Origin of the sequence: Vibrio porteresiae DSM 19223 (genome assembly GCF_024347055.1) — a bacterium.
In the GTDB taxonomy this organism is placed as follows: Bacteria; Pseudomonadota; Gammaproteobacteria; order Enterobacterales; family Vibrionaceae; genus Vibrio; species Vibrio porteresiae.
In genome coordinates this window covers 338,478-355,613 of the sequence record NZ_AP024896.1, presented here as the reverse complement: position 1 = coordinate 355,613, position 17,136 = coordinate 338,478, and the positions used below count along the sequence as shown (strand labels likewise).

The window sequence follows — 17,136 nt, the reverse complement described above, 5'->3', positions numbered from 1 at the left end:
ATCACGATGTTACAATCCCCTGTTGCTGTAAATGTTGTTCTAACTCGCTCATCTGCTGGTCAATTTGCGCAATCCATCCGGTTATCGCTTGATACGACGATGGTTGTTTCTCAATCAAATGAAAGAGTTCGCTGATTCCTAACACCCCACTTGATGCGGCCGCTCCTTTACATCCATGAGCGATACGGCGAATCTGCTCTGATTGCTGGTCAGCTAATGCCTCTTCTAATTGGGTTCTCTCCACGACCAAGTTTTGCCAAAACATCAATAAAACTGCCTCAATCAACTCCTGATCATCAGAGCCAATCACATGCCTCAAGGCTTCGTAGTCGACCGGCGTCTTGGTGGACTCTATGATCGGTGCTTGCTCAGATAACGTATCGAACTCCTGGGGCTTAACTTGAGTCGATGACCCTTTCGCCGACAGAGATTTCTGCGTTTCTATGCGAGTCACATGTTGGTTGAGCATTTTGCGTAGCGCTTTCATCTCGACCGGCTTAGCAATGTAGTCATCCATTCCCGCGGCTAAGCAGCGTTCAGACTCTCCCGCCATCGCATTAGCGGTCACTGCAATGATGGTTGTCGGTGCCTGCTGCTGATCATATTCCCAGCGACGAATTGACTTCGTTAATTCAAACCCATCCATCACCGGCATATGGCAGTCGGTCAACACCAGCGCGAATTCTCCTTGGATAAAAGCATTGAATGCATCAGCACCGTTATTTTCCATTTGATAAGAGAATCCCAATTGTTCTAGCTGCTTGGCCAATACGAGCTGATTGGTTGGCTGATCTTCGGCGCATAAAATTCGAAAATCATCGCGGTGCTTAATTGGCTGTAAATTTTTCACATCTTGATGCGACTCTTTCCAATCCACATCTGGACTTTCCATGTCACACAATACCGCTAAGCCAAAGCGCAACTCCGACGGCTTAAGCGGATGACTTTCAATATGGTAATCACCACTATCTTGCGCCTGCTCAGCGCCAACAATACGTAAACAGCGTTGTTGAACATCAGTGATGTCACGATCATGATCGGTAATCAAAATATCGGCGGTGTGTTCTGCCACTAATACCATCTCAAAACCAAGTAACACCGTCATCCGTCGACACAAACGCTGCCAAATGGGGTTATCACAATCAATAGCGACACGGTGTGGCGGAAATACGTAAGGGTGCTCACTTTGCGAATGAGCCTTCGCGGGTAATACGATACTGAATGTGCTACCAATATCAGGTTCACTTTCCACCAAAATTCGCCCGCCCATCATTTCGGCAAAGGACTTAGAAATGGTAAGCCCGAGCCCCGTGCCACCATATTTACGAGTCGTCGATGAGTCTGCTTGTGTAAACGGCTTAAACAATTCAGCCACTTGGCTATCGGTCATCCCGATGCCATTATCTTGAACACAAATCCAGACTTCTTCATGCTCTTGATCATAGTGACTGCTCACTTCGATACAGCCTCGATTGTGAAACGAGCTGGAAAACTTAATCGCATTACCGAGCAAGTTCATTAGCATTTGTCGCAGCCTGACTACGTCCAATTCCAGTAACGCTGGCAGACGAAAATCGTGTTCGATGTAGATATCCACGTTTTTATTAAGCGCACTGACCCAAAGTGCCTCAACACTTTTTTCCATCACCGAGAGCACCGATGTCGGAGAGAGTTCCACCGACATTTGCCCTGATTCAATTTTGGAAAAATCCAATACGTCATTGATCACTTCGAGCAACGAAAATGAGGAGTCACGTACGGTGCGCACCATACGCTGCTGTTCGTCGTCTAATGGCGTGCTTTGCAGCAAATCGATCATGCCGATCACCCCATTCATTGGCGTACGAATTTCATGGCTCATAGTGGCTAAGAAACGAGATTTTGCATCGTTAGCCTGCTTCGCTGAACGGGTTTCATTTTCCAGTTCACCGCGAATACGGTACTCTTCGGTCACATCCACATTAAGGCCATAGACCTGCTGCGGTTTACCTAATTCATCGGTCACCACATATGCCGCCGCCTTGACCCAGTGCTCTTTAAACGTCAGGTTGTTGATGATTCGAAATTCGTATCGATAGGTAAGACCTTCATCTTGTGCCAGAGTGTACTTGAATGCCTTTTCGGCATCGTTGCGATCATCAGGATGAACGCTGTAACGCCAATCGTCGTTCGTCACTGGCTTGCTCGGATCAATACCGTATAACCGATACATGTTGTCATCCCAAAGCAGTTCATCTTTGGCGAAGTTATACGACCAATTACAAATTCCCCCAGCTAGTGAGGAAAGTTCTATCCCTTTAAGTAACGCATTACGTTCATCATTGGCATCTTTGAGCTGCTTTTCAAACGCTTTGCGTTCGGAGATATCTTCCAACACGGCAATGGCATACAAAGGTTGCTCGTCGCTGTCTCTCACCAAAGAGACCGACAATGTTGCCCAGAAGGGTTCGCCACTCTTGCGCAAATAGCGCTTATCCAAGTTGAAGGTCGCTACTTCACCAGCAATTAATCTTTCGATGTGTTCATTGACCACATCTAAATCTTCTTCATAAGAGAGTAGCCGCAGTTTTTTGCCTAACAGCTCATGCGCCTCATAACCGAAACTATCGCATAACTTGCTGTTGACCTCTAAAAGCTCACCAGTCAAAGTCACACGAGCAATACCAACGGCAGCAGTACTGAATGCAGCGCGATAAATCACTTCGCGTTCGTGCAGCTCTTGCTGAAGCTGCCTTTCACGCGCGGCAATCCCTTCTTGTTCAGTGATGTCACGAATCACACCAACATAGGTCGCTTCATCGTCATCAAAGCTCGCCCCAAACGTCACTTCGACTGGGAATTGGCGTCCAGAGCGATGTTTGGCGGTTAACTGATGCAAAATGCCAAGGGTCTTTTTATCAAACAGCGCAATTTCAGCACTCGGCGTTAAATACGCTTCCTCTAACCCAATGCTAGGTAAGAGAAGGTCTAATCTTTCTCCAATAATTTCATGACGTTGACGACCAAAAATCAGCTCTAACGCGCGGTTGATTTCCAGCACTTGTCCCGCTTCACTGACCACCACCATGCCATCAATCGCGGTATCAAATACCGCTCGCAAACGGCTTTCCGCCTCACGGCTCGCGTGCGTGCGATCTTCAACTTCACGTTCTAACGCCCATTTACGTTGATCTTCTTGGCGTTTTAACTCGGTCATATCATGGGACACGCCAATGTAATGTGTGATCTCTCGCTCTTCATTAAACACAGGATCTAAACGCAAATGGTTATAAAAAAGCGTGCCATCTTTTTTATAGTTACGCACAATCACGGTACAAGATGTGCCGGTGCAGATCGCTTGTTTAATTTGGTTCAGCTCTTCTTGATCGGGTTCTACTCGGTGCAAAAAACCAATGCTGCGACCTAAAAATTCGTCAGCACCATAGCCTGTCAAAATCTCCATCGCCCGGTTAACAAACACCACTGGGTGATGGCGCACTTTGACATCACAAATCACCACACCTGACGTCGTTGAATCCATGGCTCTTTTTTGCAAGCGCATCATCTGCAAAAACTGGTCGTTGCTTGCCATCTGTTGATCTTGCGTTCTCAAGACGGTGTTAATGCCAGCCATCGCTCGGCTCAAATCACCGAGTTCATCACTGCGTTCTGTGCCATCAATCGGTAACTTGCGCTGGCCCTGCTCCATTAACTGACCGGCGTTCACTAAGCCTCTCAGCGCTAACGAATAATGGAAAATCAAATAACCAACGGTGAACAAAATCGCCACCAGCACGACGACCAAAATCACTATCGAGTTAGCTTGCAGCTGCACGGTTTGGGCTAAGGCTTCCGCACTATCAATTCGAATTAAGATAGACCAATTGAGTCCTGGGAAATCGAGTACAGCTTTGTCATGAGCGTAACCCGTCACTTGCTCGATGTGTTTACGTGAGTTCATCGACAAGTTAGCACCAGTTAGCCCCGCTACAGCTAACTTCGCTCCTTCCACGCCCTCTTCAGCAAGGTTTAAGGTGCCAAGAACGGCAAAATCGCGTTGGTAGTCGGCTTGGTTTTGTGACAATGGATCCATGTCGACAATCACTCGCCCTTCTTCATCGAGCAGCGTGATTTCAGTACTCGGTAGCCCGTCAGACGAAAGAATTTGATAGGTATTGGAAATTAAATCTTCTATCGCAGAAAAATCCATCAAGTTAACCCAAACGGCGATGGTCTCCCCTGACGCATTAATAATGGGTTTGGCAAACAGCAAATCGTAGTAATTGCCATCCTGGTCGAATGCATCACGCAGCGGCCCAGTCACATACACAGCATCAGCAGCTGAACTATCGAGCGCATCGCCTCGAAGAACCGCTTGAAACCATGGTTTGCCCGCTATTGATTGTGGATTCACTTTTAACGAATGGAGCGTTTTACCGTGGCTATTGGTGGTATTTGCAGCAAGAAGATGACCTTGGGGATCAAACAGGGCAATACGGCGATATACCTTGTAATTATTGACGAAGGTATTGAGATTTTTTGTCAAGTCAGGTGCTTGGGCATGAATATGCTGAACACTATTAAGCCCCTTGATAGCGAGCGGGAAAATGGAGGTGTCGTGATAGCGCTCAAAGAGATTTCGCTCGATCAGTTCCATCAATAGCTGCGATTCTCGCTCGACGCGATATAAGGTAGTCTCTTCTAGGATCTGTTTCCCTTTCAAGCCAACACTATAAATACCGATAATGGCAATCAAGCTACTTATCGCAAACAGCAGAGGAATTTTAACGGTTAATCTCATGTAATGACTCACCAACGCCATACCAAACTCAGTTCATTTAGCTTGGCTAAATGAAAGACTAAGCACACGTCTAGCCATCATCGTTGCAATGCCGAGTAACAAGGCTCACACGAACCTATCTGCAGTTAAGAAGGGAGCAAAATAGGCGATGTTTTATAATAAAAATCGTCTGAGATAGAATACGGTATTCATATGATTTGTCATGTGATGAATACACATTAGTGATAAAACACCTATTAAGTATTAGAAAAACAGAGCCTAAGTCGGCTCTGTTGGTCGGTAAACAATCACACTCTCTTATTTAAGTTCAAGCTGCGAAACCGCGCGTGAAATGTTAAATACGGGCGTTTTTTGCGCAAAATCAGCGAGTTTGTCTGCATCCAATCCAGCGACCAATTGGTCATTTGGTTTTTCAAACACATTCACACTGGTAAAAAACTTCAACAAGGTATCGTTACCATCTTTGATGAGCGCTTTTTTCAGAGCTAATGTCTCTTGCTCTGAACAACCGTACATCTTGTCTTGATAAAGATAGATCACCACGTTTTTCTTCTGTGCAGGTTTAAGCGAGTTAAACCATTGGTTATCTTTCGGGAAGGCATACTGACTGGTTCTAGCCTGCTGAATGCACTCTCCGTAAGCATCATCCCAAGTCGTTAACGCTTGAACACTGTTGGTGTCTTTTACCGGTTGGGGGGCCTTAGATTGAGTGGCACAACCCGCAAGTAAGGCGGCTGAACAAATCGTGAGTGTGAGTAAAGGTTTCACTGACTGATCTCCAAATCCATGAATGTGTCAGCGAGTTAACCATGTGTGATTTAGAGCCGTGTAAGTAGCACGTCAGAGTTGTGCACAATCTCAATACCACTGCGCACACCCTCTGCTTCTTTTCACTCAGGTAATTAAATCACACTATATTTTTCAAACAGTTGAGAGATGGTCGGCGCTTGCAACCACGTCCAGTCATGGGGTAAAGCAATGTCTGGATTTTGTTTAGTCACGATACGCGCATTCTCTTCGTCGTTCGACTCACTATAAGCAGCCAAATGGGAAATCAACTGCATCTCCCGATCATCTTTAATGGGGCTTTGATACTGCTCTATCATGCCCCAGCCACTATCCCAAGGCAGCATTTCAACGCCGCTTAAGGCGAACAAGTCACGCAGGATACTCCCTTTGATATAAGTGAGACCATGAAAGTGCAAAATACCAAATTGATCTGGATGCGCTTGTCCGTCCATGCAAAGGTGCCAAGCTTTTCCTGCCGAAATGAAACGCTCTTCAGGGAGATCATAGGGATCAAAAGTGATCGCTAAACGGTGCATCTGCCGTTCATCGAGTTGCGCGTCGACTCGAACCCAGCGCCGCTGCTCTTGATGCCAATATTCACATATCCAATGATCTTCAAAAGTGTCAGGGGTGAGATAATCGGCGTACCCACAACGGATTCTGGCAGGAACATCATGCAGACGAATCAACGCACATAACATTAAAGCAAAGTGGCGACCAACAACGATCACCCGCTTATCGGGATTGAGATAACTGACCATGTCGACGGGTTGCCGCTGCGACAACACCTTGAGGATATCGAGGGAACTGCGTAATTGCATTTCACGATGAGCCACGGCAAGCGTGGTATAACAGTGATAACTTTCGAGCCAATAAGCGTGAATGAGGTGGGCTTGAATCCATTGGCATAATGCAGGAATATCGGGCGCGATTAAACTGAGCTCGTTCTTAAATATTCCTAAGTCAGTGTACTCGCTATAAAGATTGTTATTCCAATCCATAGTGGGCATCTCCTTAACACTAACCTTTCGATCGGTACCCTACCGTGGTTAGCTAATGTGCCTAGCGAACAACTCGCCATGCAAAAACTTACCGCAAAGCTCATTTGCACTAAGTTCTTAGCGTTATATTAAAAAAGCATCTCATAACGAATTGCGATAGAGCACACGTTTTAACACTAGTACAGCAATACAAAAGCGCATGAGTCACACCAGCCATTCGCTCTTAATTAATAGTAAAAGTAGGCGGTGATTTTTCCCGTCATTTCCTCGCTGTACCAATGTTGATACCCAACTTCACTGCGCAAAGCGGTATTGGTCGTGATGCTCCAGTTCCAAGTCGCATTCACCTGAGAACGCGATAAAACAGTATCACCAAGTAAGCGCAGCCAATCCCCCTCAATTCCTAAACGATGCTGTGCCCCCAATGAGTACAGCATCCCCGCACGCACACCAACGCCCGTAACCCAATTGTTGTCGGTTAATGGCCCATGGTTAATTTCACCATTGATGAGTCCATAAACGTGTAAACCATCGGCTCGTCCCCACGCTTTCCCTGCACCACCATTGATAAACAGACGATGAAGCTGATGACTATCAGGACGATCAAGACCAAACTTCATATTCCAAGCCAAGCTATCAAACACGCGATTACTGGGCGCAAGCGCCATCGCATCAACAATGTACCAATGATCCAGTCGTGTGATTCCTTGGTCATCCATCGTGATACCAAGATCGCCGAAACTGATCTGAGCGCCGGGAATAAACCCAGCCTGCGCATCAAAGAGATCGTGATAAGAGGGACGCCATTCGAACTCAGTCCTATCACTGCTCGCTTGGTGCAACTGACGCCCAAGTCCGAAACGCGCTGAACCGTGCCCTTGATCCGGTGAAGTGTGCGGTTGCGGAACATCTGGGTAGGGCGAAGGCGCATCCAGTTTACTGCGTGCAATCAAAATATTGGTTAGTTGTTTTGCCGTAATATTGCGCGCCAATCCCTCATCATAGAGTTCGAAATTCAGCCACTCGTAAGCAAATTCCAAAATAGCGGCCTGCTCGCTAGGAGAAAATTCATCCGCATCAGGATAAATACCCTCTTCTTTTAAGCGGCGAGTCGCTAGATAAAGGCGTTCATCAACAAAGTCGGATTCATGCAACAAACGCGTTCCAAACGCCGCGCGATAGTCAGGGCGTTCGGTGAGATGGGCATCCACCAACGCCTTGACTGTATCTGATGGGGTTGCTGCATAGGGAAATTGACTGACTAAGTCCAAATCATGATTAGCTAATTGCAACAGTGCCAACAGCTGATAAGAACAGTTTTCATCAAAAAAGTAATAATCGAATTCCGCTTGCTCCAACTCCCATAGATGCAATAGCACCCGCTCCACTTCCGCGTGCGTAAAACGCAGTGGGTACTCCCAAATATCTCGAGACTCGATATCATTGTATTCCCGCACTTTTTTGTAATACGGCATCACAGTAAAGCGACCAGGATAAGAGCCCACTAACCCTTTGAATGCGTAAAGCGCCGCATTATCGTCGGTTTGTGGCTGAGCAGCGAAGTTAATGGCATAAGCCACCAGTTCACTGTTCTTGTTTTGGTTGAGCGCGTCGATACGCAGCAGAGTATGACCAAACATCGACGATGGGTTATTCATAAAGGCGGTCGGAAAGACCAAGGTCAATTTATCGGGTGCCATCGCCTCTTGCCATTTATTAAGCTCCGGGCAATCAAGGGGGGGCATCGGGTGACTAAGCTGCTTTTCTAACCATGCATAGCGAGCGGGAAAGGTGCAGCGCATCATTTGCCGTTGCACCATGTCTGGCTGGTATAAAGCCAAAATGGTCGCTTGCAACTCTTGTTTCGGGTCGGTTTTACCGTGAATGGAAAGAAAAAAGGTCGCAGAATCCACAGTACTTTTGTACTGGTAACGTAGTGCCGGCAAATAGTGGCCCAGTTTAAGCCAGTAAGCATCTTGGCTTAATACATCAATATCGAATTGGGGAACTTCAATTGGAGAAACATCTTGTTGATTTGCCATCCCAGGCAGACTAACAAGCCACAGTGCGATTGTCGCTATCCATCGACTTTTTAACATACGGTTGAGTTACCTCAGCAAGCAAAGTAAGTAGGAATGCATCAGTGATTCTCTTAACACTGATAAAAATAGCTTAGCGTGAAAAGCCAAAACATGACTAACTCATTATTTTTAAATAAAAAGTGCCTCAACTAGAGGCACTTATTTAAGATAACTCGATGTTAAATTGCGTAGCTAGATAACGTTGCGTCTTTAGAGATCAACGCATTCAAGTTATTCAGGACTTCATTGGAAGTAACGTTTTCAGAGCTAAACACCACCGCGAAATTTTGTTTCGCCATAGTGTTAAAACTGGCTTTGTCTGCGTCTTTAATGCCCCACACTTCAGACAAGGTATTCAGGGTCTCCCCCTGACCTTTGGCGATATCGCGTGCCAAATTGTCCATATTGCCATCAATAAACATGGCAAGTTTCTGTGCAGAATCAATGGTTCCAGTGCCATCACAACCTAACGTACCAAAGGTAATACCAAAGGTTTGGTTACCTGACGTGGAGTTAGTGGTGGCACCTAGAATTTTAAATACTTTGCCGCTTTTTCCGTCAAATATCATGGTGCCCAAATCGTGTAATACCACTTATCCAAAATATTGAGAGGTTATGATGAAATCATCCATGTTATGCAGTGCTATCGCCTTAGCGCTTTTGAGCGCAGGTGCGAGCGCCGCTGAAACCACCCACACAGGTAAAGGAACCTTCTATGGTTATGGTGGCGGTGGTAATTGCAGTTTTCCTACGCCAGATTCCACTATCTACACTGCCGCAATGAATAAGACCGACTACAACAATTCCCAAGCCTGCGGTGGTTACGCTCAGGTGACGAATACTGATACCGACCAGACGGTGATTGTTCGAATTGATGATCAATGTCCGGAATGTGCCGAAGGGTCGATCGATTTAGACCAAAAAGCCTTTGCGCAAATCGCCGCGATTGAAACGGGTATCATCCCAATCTCATGGCACTATATCGCCGATCCCAATGATGAAAATATGAAGCTCTACTTCAAAGAGGGGTCAAGTCAGTGGTGGACAGGCATTCAAGTTCGTGACCACAAATACCCGATCACCAAGTTGGAATACCGGATTAGTGGCTCAGGCAGTAGCTTTACTGAAGTTACGCGCCAACCCTATAACTACTTCGTTAAGAATGATGGATTTGGGGTTGGCCCATACGATTTTCGAATTACCGACAGCAAAAACCAAACCCTAACTGTAAAATCCGTGGCATTGGTTCTCAACTCTGAAATCGATACCGCGATGCAATTCCCTGATGCTGATGAGTAATATAGGCGATGATTAATATAAGTGATGAGCACCAGATTATGGTGCTCATCACTTAACAGTAAGAACATCATAAACTTATTTTTTGCTCCTTCGTCTTCCCCTATTTTTCCCAACTTATTTCAAATCGAATTTGACAAATAAGTTAGTAAACCATTTTTTAGATGAAGTGATGATTAACCTTGTAATTTGTGTTAGAACAATACCTTACAGGTAGAATTACTGCATTAAGCATCCAGTTAATGATGCCGATAAGCTCATATTTCTTATGGCACAACACCACTGAATATTGAGGCTTCGGTTTAGCAAAGATCTCTCATATAAAGGATAAATAAATTGGATATTATTTTCGTCAGACATGGACTTCCTGATTATTCCTTAAGTGACCAGCGCAGAATGTCCCAGCTAGAAAAAGATTATGCGCCGTTAGATAGAGAGGGAATTAAAATGATTCATGCGACGGCCAGCGAGCTGGTAGAGCAAGGGGCAGAAATCATCATTTCATCGCCTTATACCCGTGCGCTACAGACAGCAGAAATAATAAATCGTCAACTTGGGTTAGAACTGTTTGTTGAACATGATTTAAGAGAGTGGCGTGCTGATTTGGCGGGAAATTATATCGACCTAACAGAGCGTGACCGACGCTGGCATGAACACCGAGAAACGCTCAAACAGTGCAAAATACCCAGCGATGTACCCTACGAAATGTGGCCAGATCTTAAAACGAGAGCACAAGCGGTACTCAATAAATATCAAGACTACGGCAAAGTCATTATTGTTTCCCACTTTAATGTTTTTGAAAGCTTAGTTGGTTTTCAACCACAAGGAATCGGCTGCGGACAATATAAATTGTTGGATTATGTCCCTGAAAATAATCCATGTGCGCAAGAATAATAAGGACATTTCTTTTATGTATATCCCCAATTACGCGCAAGTCGATGATCGACAAACCGCCACCGATATAATTAACGAATTTGGTTTTGGCTTAATTGTTTCACCCACCCTTGAAGCGACACATGTACCTTTGGTGTATCAACCTGTAAGTGAAGGTAATGGTGTTTTGTATGGCCATTTTGCAAAGGCAAACCCTCACTGGAAAGAACTGGCGGGAACCAGAGTGCTCATCGTGTTTGGCGGACCGCACGCCTATATTTCACCAACTTGGTATGAGAATAAGCCTGCCGTACCAACATGGAACTATGTCGCCGTGCATTGCTATGGCACCGTCGAACTACTGAACGACCAAGAAACAGCAAATGCGCTAAACCATTTAATCAGACAATACGAGCCTAGCTTACTGAGTAATTCAGAAGTGATGTCGGATGAACTGAATGCCAAACTGTCTCAAGCGATTGTCGGATTTAAAATTGTGATTGATGACATTCAAGCCAAAGAAAAACTAGGGCTACACCGAAGCCCAGAAGATCAAGCGGGGGTTTATCAAGCACTCAATGAGAGTGAGCACTTGCCTGCCAAGATGCTTGCCAACTACATGAACAAACGAACGATGAAAAGTGAAGGACAAGATCAATGATCAAAGTGAATACCACCGTTGTTTCCGGCGTGGCATTATCACAAATTGATGGTGAAATGAAACTGCTGCTGATGAAGCGAGTAAAAGGTGGCTTTTGGTGCCACATTGCTGGCTCAATTGAAGCAGGAGAAACCGGGGTTGATGCGATTGTGCGTGAGTTTGCTGAAGAGACTCAGATTCAAGTAACTCATTTATATAACGCGCAGTTTCTAGAACAGTTCTACGTTGATAGTGCCAACCTTATTGAACTGATTCCCGTCTTTGCCGTGCTGTGCCCAGCCAATCAAAATGTCACGCTAAACAACGAGCATACTGAATACAAATGGTGCAGTTTACAAGAAGCCTTAGAACTTGCTCCCTTCCCTAATCAACATGCGGTATACAAACATATCTGGCACTATTTCGTCGAAAAGCCCATCAACGAGCTTTATAGGGTGAACATCTAGTTGTTTGCCAAACAAAAAGCGCCCGTTGGGCGCTTTCGTGTTTTAAATATGGCACTTAACGGCTTATTGCCAATCAAGAATCACTTTACCCGATGCGCCGCTGCGCATAGTGTCAAAGCCTTGTTGGAAATCATCGATACTAAAGTGGTGCGTAATGATTGGGGTCAGATCCAAGCCAGATTGGATCAGGCTTGCCATCTTGTACCACGTTTCGAACATTTCGCGACCGTAAATACCTTTAATGATTAGGCCCTTGAAAATCACTTGAGTCCAGTCGATCGCCATATCTGATGGTGGAATACCCAATAGCGCAATACGGCCACCATGGTTCATGGTTTTTAGCATTGAACTGAATGCACTTGGTACGCCAGACATCTCAAGGCCAACATCAAAGCCTTCGGTCATACCCAGCTCTTTCATCACATCTTCCAATTTTTCATTGGCGACGTTCACCGCGCGAGTCACACCCATTTTGCGCGCCAGATCCAGACGGTATTCGTTGACGTCGGTAATCACCACATAACGGGCACCAACGTGTTTTGCCACAGCCGCAGCCATGATCCCAATTGGGCCAGCGCCAGTAATCAAGACATCTTCACCCACGAGATCAAACGACAATGCGGTGTGCACTGCGTTACCAAACGGGTCAAAAATCGAGGCAAGATCATCAGAAATCCCCGCTGGGATTTTGAATGCGTTAAACGCAGGAATCACTAGGTATTCGGAAAACGCGCCGGTACGGTTTACACCCACACCAACAGTGTTACGACAAAGGTGAGTACGACCACCACGACAGTTACGACAGTGACCACAGGTAATATGACCTTCGCCAGAAACGCGATCACCTACCGAGAAACCGCGCACATCAGAACCCACCGCAACCACTTCGCCCACGTATTCGTGACCTACCACCATTGGGACAGGGATGGTTTTTTGTGACCATTCATCCCAGTTGTAGATATGCACGTCTGTGCCACAAATCGCAGTTTTACGAATTTTGATTAACAAATCATTGTGACCTGGTTCTGGCTTGTCCACTTCGGTCATCCAGATACCCTGTTCACGTTTTAATTTGGCTAGTGCTTTAATTTTCATGTGATTACGCCTTAAATAATGCCCATCTCTTTACCCACTTCAATAAAGGCATCAATCGCCTTATCCAACTGCTCACGGCTGTGTGCCGCTGACATTTGGGTACGGATACGAGCCTGACCTTTTGGTACCACTGGGAATGAGAACCCGACAACGTAAATGCCTTTGGCTAAAGCGCGTTCAGCAAATTCGGCCGCCACTTTTGCATCACCCAACATGATTGGAATGATCGCGTGGTCAGCGCCCGCAAGCGTAAAGCCTGCGTCTGTCATACGAGTACGAAAATGCGCTGCGTTGTCCCATAGGTGGGCACGCAAATCATCACTTTCACTTAATAGATCGAGTACACGTAGCGATGCAGACACAATCGCTGGCGCTACCGAGTTAGAGAACAAATAAGGACGAGAGCGTTGACGTAACCAGTCAATCACCTCTTTTTTACCAGCAGTGTAACCGCCAGAAGCGCCGCCCATGGCTTTACCCAGCGTACCGGTAATAATATCGATGCGGTCAATCACATCGTGATACTCATGAGTACCACGACCATTTGCGCCCATAAAACCGACAGCGTGGGAGTCATCCACCATCACTAACGCATGGTATTTATCTGCAAGGTCACAAATAGCAGGCAGGTTAGCGACTACACCGTCCATTGAGAACACACCGTCTGTCACGATGAGTTTATGACGAACACCCGCGTTATCAGCTGCGATCAACTGCTCTTCCAACTGCGCCATATCGTTGTTGGCATAGCGATAACGCTGCGCTTTACATAGACGCACACCATCAATGATTGACGCGTGGTTCAATGCATCAGAAATGATCGCATCGTTTTGATCAAGCAGTGTTTCAAACAAACCAGTGTTAGCATCAAAACATGAGGTGTAAAGAATGGTGTCTTCTTTACCAAGGAAGGCTGAGAGTTTTTTCTCTAGTGCTTTATGCGCGTCTTGCGTACCACAGATAAAACGAACCGATGCCATACCAAAACCGTGCTCATCCATCCCCTCTTTCGCCGCTTCAATCAACGCAGGGTGGTTAGCTAAACCTAAGTAGTTATTGGCACAGAAGTTAAGTACTTCTTCACCCGTTGCGATGGTCACCGCAGCTTGTTGAGATGAGGTAATGATTCGTTCTGATTTGTACAGACCTTCAGCTTTGACTTCCTCAAGCTGATTGCGGATCTGTTGGTAAAAGGCAGAAGACATTGCATGTTCCTTTTTGGTATATCGAGTTTTATCGTCAACCACTGTGACAGTAGTGACCTTAATTCTCTTAAGTGTAATCCATGCCATCACAGGCGATTATCCTGTGCTGTGGAAAAGTATTTGTGAACTCAAGGAACAAATAGCAATTGAAGTGCGCTTTGAGGCAAAAAAAAACCGCTGACCAAATCGAGTCAGCGGTTGGATTATCAGCAGGCAGCGTAGATAATCTTAAAATACCGTTACAGAGTTAACGACATTCGAATGAGGCGGCTTGGTTAATATCACCCTTACCTTTGTAGTAAGCCACTTTAGGGTAAACGCACAGTGGTTGCTGTTTTCCCGGGAAGGCTTTGCCTTGAGCAATCATCTGTTCTGGGGCTTGATGTTTTTCAACCCAATTTTGCATTGCTGTCAGAGGATCAAAATCGTCAAGTGCAGGACCATCACCACAGTGAGTCATGCCCGGCACCATAAACAATCTTGCCCATTCTCGTTGAGCGACTTTATCGCCACCAGACGTGTTTTGTTCCACTTGGTTATACCAATCTTTGATGTCATCCGTTGAGAATACAGGATCTGAAACGCCTTGATAGATCAGGATCTTACCGCCATTTTTCTCAAAGGTATTGAGATAAGTACTGGTTGCGTCGTTGATTGCAGCAGTTTCTTGGATACGAGCAGGGTCTTTATCAAAATCAAACTTTGCCAAATCAAAATCGGGCATTGGCGGGGTCATGTAGTAATTGACCATCGAATCGCGACCTAACACGATGTTGAGAGCATTAGGCTTGGTCGCGTCATTGGAATCACCCAATTTCCAATTACGCCACCCTTTGGCAGAAATACCCGCATCATAAGGCCAGCTCGCATAAAGTGCATTACCATGGCTGTCTTTCGCGCCAGAAAAGACTTTCGCTAACGCATCCACTTTGGCTTTGCTTAAGCAATTGGCACTTTCACCTTGCTTACATTGCACAACAACCGGATTAAAGTGGCATGCTGGATAGTTGTTAATCAGGCCATCTTTGAGCCCATCTTTATCATCACACTCAGCCAAGATAGCATTGCTGACCAGTTTCAGCTCAGCATCACTAAAAGCCTGTGCCAAAATGGGACGCCCCTGCTTATCTTTCGGCGCAACAGCCGTCAACGCTTGTGTATCCCAAACTTCACCAATCGCCGCATGGCTTAAGCGAAAACCGGGGTCACCGACAATCACCCCATTAAATTCCGTTGGGTAACGTTCTGCTGCCAACATAGCCTCACGTCCACCATTTGAACAGCCCATAAAGTAAGATTGGCTGATCTGTTGGTGATAGTAGTGACGAATCATCGCTTTGGCCGTGGTGGTTACTTTACCGATCGCTTGATAGGCATAATCCAGACGTGCTTGTTGATCGTAAGCAAACTGAGCATTGCGGCCCTCATGACCACCATCCATGGACACCACGGCAAAACCACGCTGCAGAGCTGGTGCTGCGGTTGCTCCGTGGACAGGAATACTGCCGACGGCATTGGCAACAAAACCATCTAAGCCGCCGCCACCTTGAAAGAGAAAGTCGCCTTGCCAGTTACTTGGCAATCTTAACTCGAATTTAATCGCGTACGGTTTTTCATCAGCGCCAATACGTTCGTTAATTGCGCCATTAACACGACAATGCGCTGGGAGTTTATTACCGGACGCGCTAGCGCCAGTCAAAGCGGCCATTTTATCTTTGCTGGCATTGCCCGCTTTAACCCACTCCACCTGACTAATGTTCACGCCAGTCAGTGTCATCTTGGTTAGCGATTGGCACTCCTCTTCGGGAGTTGCTGCGTAGGAAAGGCAAGGGAAAATCAGCAGAGCGCCAAGCCCTACTAACCCTTTTGCAGAGAGTTCCATTTTCATTTGTCCAAGTGTTATTGAATTATGGGCAGGGAATTTATCATTGGATAATGAGATTAAAAATCGCATAATTCACCCCCTTCTTATCTAAAAATCCGATAGGTTAGAGTGTGTACAAGACAACGTTAGGTTAGACCAATGGTTGGTATTTACTACTGTCATTGACGAAGGTGGGTTTAATGCAGCAGCGCAGAAACTGCACCGCAGCCAATCCTCTGTTAGCTACGGTATCAGTAAGCTGCAAGAACAACTTGGCCTTAAGTTGTTCATCCAAGATGGACGCAAGATGGAACTCACCAAAGAGGGAGAACGGCTCAGAGAAGAGATAGCACCGGTGCTACGCGACTTTCAACGAATCGAAACCATTGCACAAATGATGGCTACCGGAGTGGAATCGCGCATTCGGCTGTTGGTCGATTCGATTTTCCCTCGTCATTTGTTGTTTCGCGCTATTCACCAGTTCAACCAAATCTACCCTGAAACACGAGTGGAACTGTATGATGTGATTCGTCTCAATCCAACCCAGCATACTCAATTTGATTTGGCGATTTGTACCACCGTTGATGGCACCATCACCGGAGATAAATTGCTGGATGTCGCGCTCTATCCTGTCGCTCACCCCAATCATCCATTGGGCCTCAAAAGCGCAGTAACCCAAAACGACTTGTGTAATTACGTGAGTGTTCGTTTTCAAAACTCCCATCAACCTTACGGCGGAGAACCACCGCGCAAAGGCGAGTATTGGCTGGTCAATACACTAGAAGGGGCGGCTTCAGCGGTGCGTAACCAAATTGCGTATGGCTGGTTACCCATGAGTGCGATAGAAGAAGACGTGCGCGAAGGCACAATGCAGATTTTAGCCCTGCAAGACCGCATGATCACGGTTGTGCCCCTTTACATCAACGACAACGACAAGGGCATCAATGGCCCTGCCACCTTAAGCCTGAAAAAGATGTTATTTGAAGTCGTTTCCGCAAGTGAAACAATGGATAGGCAATAAATCGAGAGAAAGAAAAGGCGGCAT

At 46.1% G+C, this 17,136-nt stretch carries 12 protein-coding genes and 1 pseudogene; 5 read left to right on the top strand and 8 right to left on the bottom strand.

What is annotated here, in order from left to right; translation table 11 throughout:
- Nucleotide 1: 1 nt before the first annotated feature.
- The 5 genes and pseudogenes from OCV11_RS18185 to OCV11_RS18165 all read right to left on the bottom strand — a co-directional run.
- Nucleotides 2-4,780 carry a PAS domain S-box protein gene (locus tag OCV11_RS18185; RefSeq protein WP_261897440.1) on the bottom strand — a complete coding sequence of 1,593 codons (4,779 nt, stop codon included), beginning with the start codon at nucleotides 4,778-4,780 and terminating at the stop codon, nucleotides 2-4.
- Nucleotides 4,781-5,077: 297 nt separating this feature from the next.
- Complete coding sequence (locus OCV11_RS18180; RefSeq protein ID WP_261897439.1) at nucleotides 5,078-5,548, bottom strand: hypothetical protein; 471 nt, start codon at nucleotides 5,546-5,548, stop codon at nucleotides 5,078-5,080.
- A 134-nt stretch (nucleotides 5,549-5,682) separates the two neighbouring features.
- Complete coding sequence (locus OCV11_RS18175) at nucleotides 5,683-6,570, bottom strand: transglutaminase-like domain-containing protein (protein WP_261897438.1); 888 nt, start codon at nucleotides 6,568-6,570, stop codon at nucleotides 5,683-5,685.
- Between the two features lie 227 nt (nucleotides 6,571-6,797).
- Complete coding sequence (locus tag OCV11_RS18170) at nucleotides 6,798-8,669, bottom strand: Lnb N-terminal periplasmic domain-containing protein (protein ID WP_261897437.1); 1,872 nt, start codon at nucleotides 8,667-8,669, stop codon at nucleotides 6,798-6,800.
- Between the two features lie 161 nt (nucleotides 8,670-8,830).
- Nucleotides 8,831-9,229, bottom strand: a pseudogene (locus OCV11_RS18165) (DUF3015 family protein); the annotation flags it as partial.
- 37 nt (nucleotides 9,230-9,266) lie between these two features.
- Here OCV11_RS18165 and OCV11_RS18160 point away from each other — a divergent pair.
- The 4 genes from OCV11_RS18160 to OCV11_RS18145 all read left to right on the top strand — a co-directional run bounded on the left by OCV11_RS18160 (nucleotide 9,267) and on the right by OCV11_RS18145 (nucleotide 11,927).
- Nucleotides 9,267-9,950, top strand: a complete 684-nt coding sequence (locus OCV11_RS18160; protein WP_261897435.1) for an expansin EXLX1 family cellulose-binding protein — start codon at nucleotides 9,267-9,269, stop codon at nucleotides 9,948-9,950.
- A 333-nt stretch (nucleotides 9,951-10,283) separates the two neighbouring features.
- Nucleotides 10,284-10,841 carry a histidine phosphatase family protein gene (locus OCV11_RS18155; RefSeq protein ID WP_261897434.1) on the top strand — a complete coding sequence of 186 codons (558 nt, stop codon included), beginning with the start codon at nucleotides 10,284-10,286 and terminating at the stop codon, nucleotides 10,839-10,841.
- Nucleotides 10,842-10,857: 16 nt separating this feature from the next.
- The gene (locus OCV11_RS18150) at nucleotides 10,858-11,481 is read left to right on the top strand and encodes an FMN-binding negative transcriptional regulator (RefSeq protein WP_261897433.1); all 624 of its coding nucleotides are present in this window, start codon (nucleotides 10,858-10,860) and stop codon (nucleotides 11,479-11,481) included.
- Complete coding sequence (locus OCV11_RS18145; protein ID WP_261897432.1) at nucleotides 11,478-11,927, top strand: NUDIX hydrolase; 450 nt, start codon at nucleotides 11,478-11,480, stop codon at nucleotides 11,925-11,927. The genes OCV11_RS18150 and OCV11_RS18145 overlap by 4 nt, the downstream gene beginning before the upstream one ends.
- Nucleotides 11,928-11,990: 63 nt before the next feature.
- On the opposite strand, the gene tdh is transcribed toward OCV11_RS18145, so the two are convergent.
- From tdh to OCV11_RS18130, 3 genes are all read right to left on the bottom strand, one after another.
- Nucleotides 11,991-13,022 (bottom strand): L-threonine 3-dehydrogenase, encoded by a 1,032-nt coding sequence (gene tdh / locus OCV11_RS18140; protein WP_261897431.1) that lies wholly within the window; start codon nucleotides 13,020-13,022, stop codon nucleotides 11,991-11,993.
- Between the two features lie 11 nt (nucleotides 13,023-13,033).
- Complete coding sequence (locus OCV11_RS18135; protein ID WP_261897430.1) at nucleotides 13,034-14,227, bottom strand: glycine C-acetyltransferase; 1,194 nt, start codon at nucleotides 14,225-14,227, stop codon at nucleotides 13,034-13,036.
- A gap of 247 nt (nucleotides 14,228-14,474) precedes the next feature.
- Entirely contained in the window at nucleotides 14,475-16,181 is a 1,707-nt protein-coding gene (locus tag OCV11_RS18130) for a tannase/feruloyl esterase family alpha/beta hydrolase (RefSeq protein ID WP_261897429.1), read from the bottom strand.
- Nucleotides 16,182-16,254: 73 nt separating this feature from the next.
- Here OCV11_RS18130 and OCV11_RS18125 point away from each other — a divergent pair, with 73 nt between their 5' ends.
- A complete protein-coding gene (locus tag OCV11_RS18125; protein WP_261897428.1) occupies nucleotides 16,255-17,112 on the top strand; it encodes a LysR family transcriptional regulator in 858 nt (285 codons plus the stop codon).
- Nucleotides 17,113-17,136: the final 24 nt, after the last annotated feature.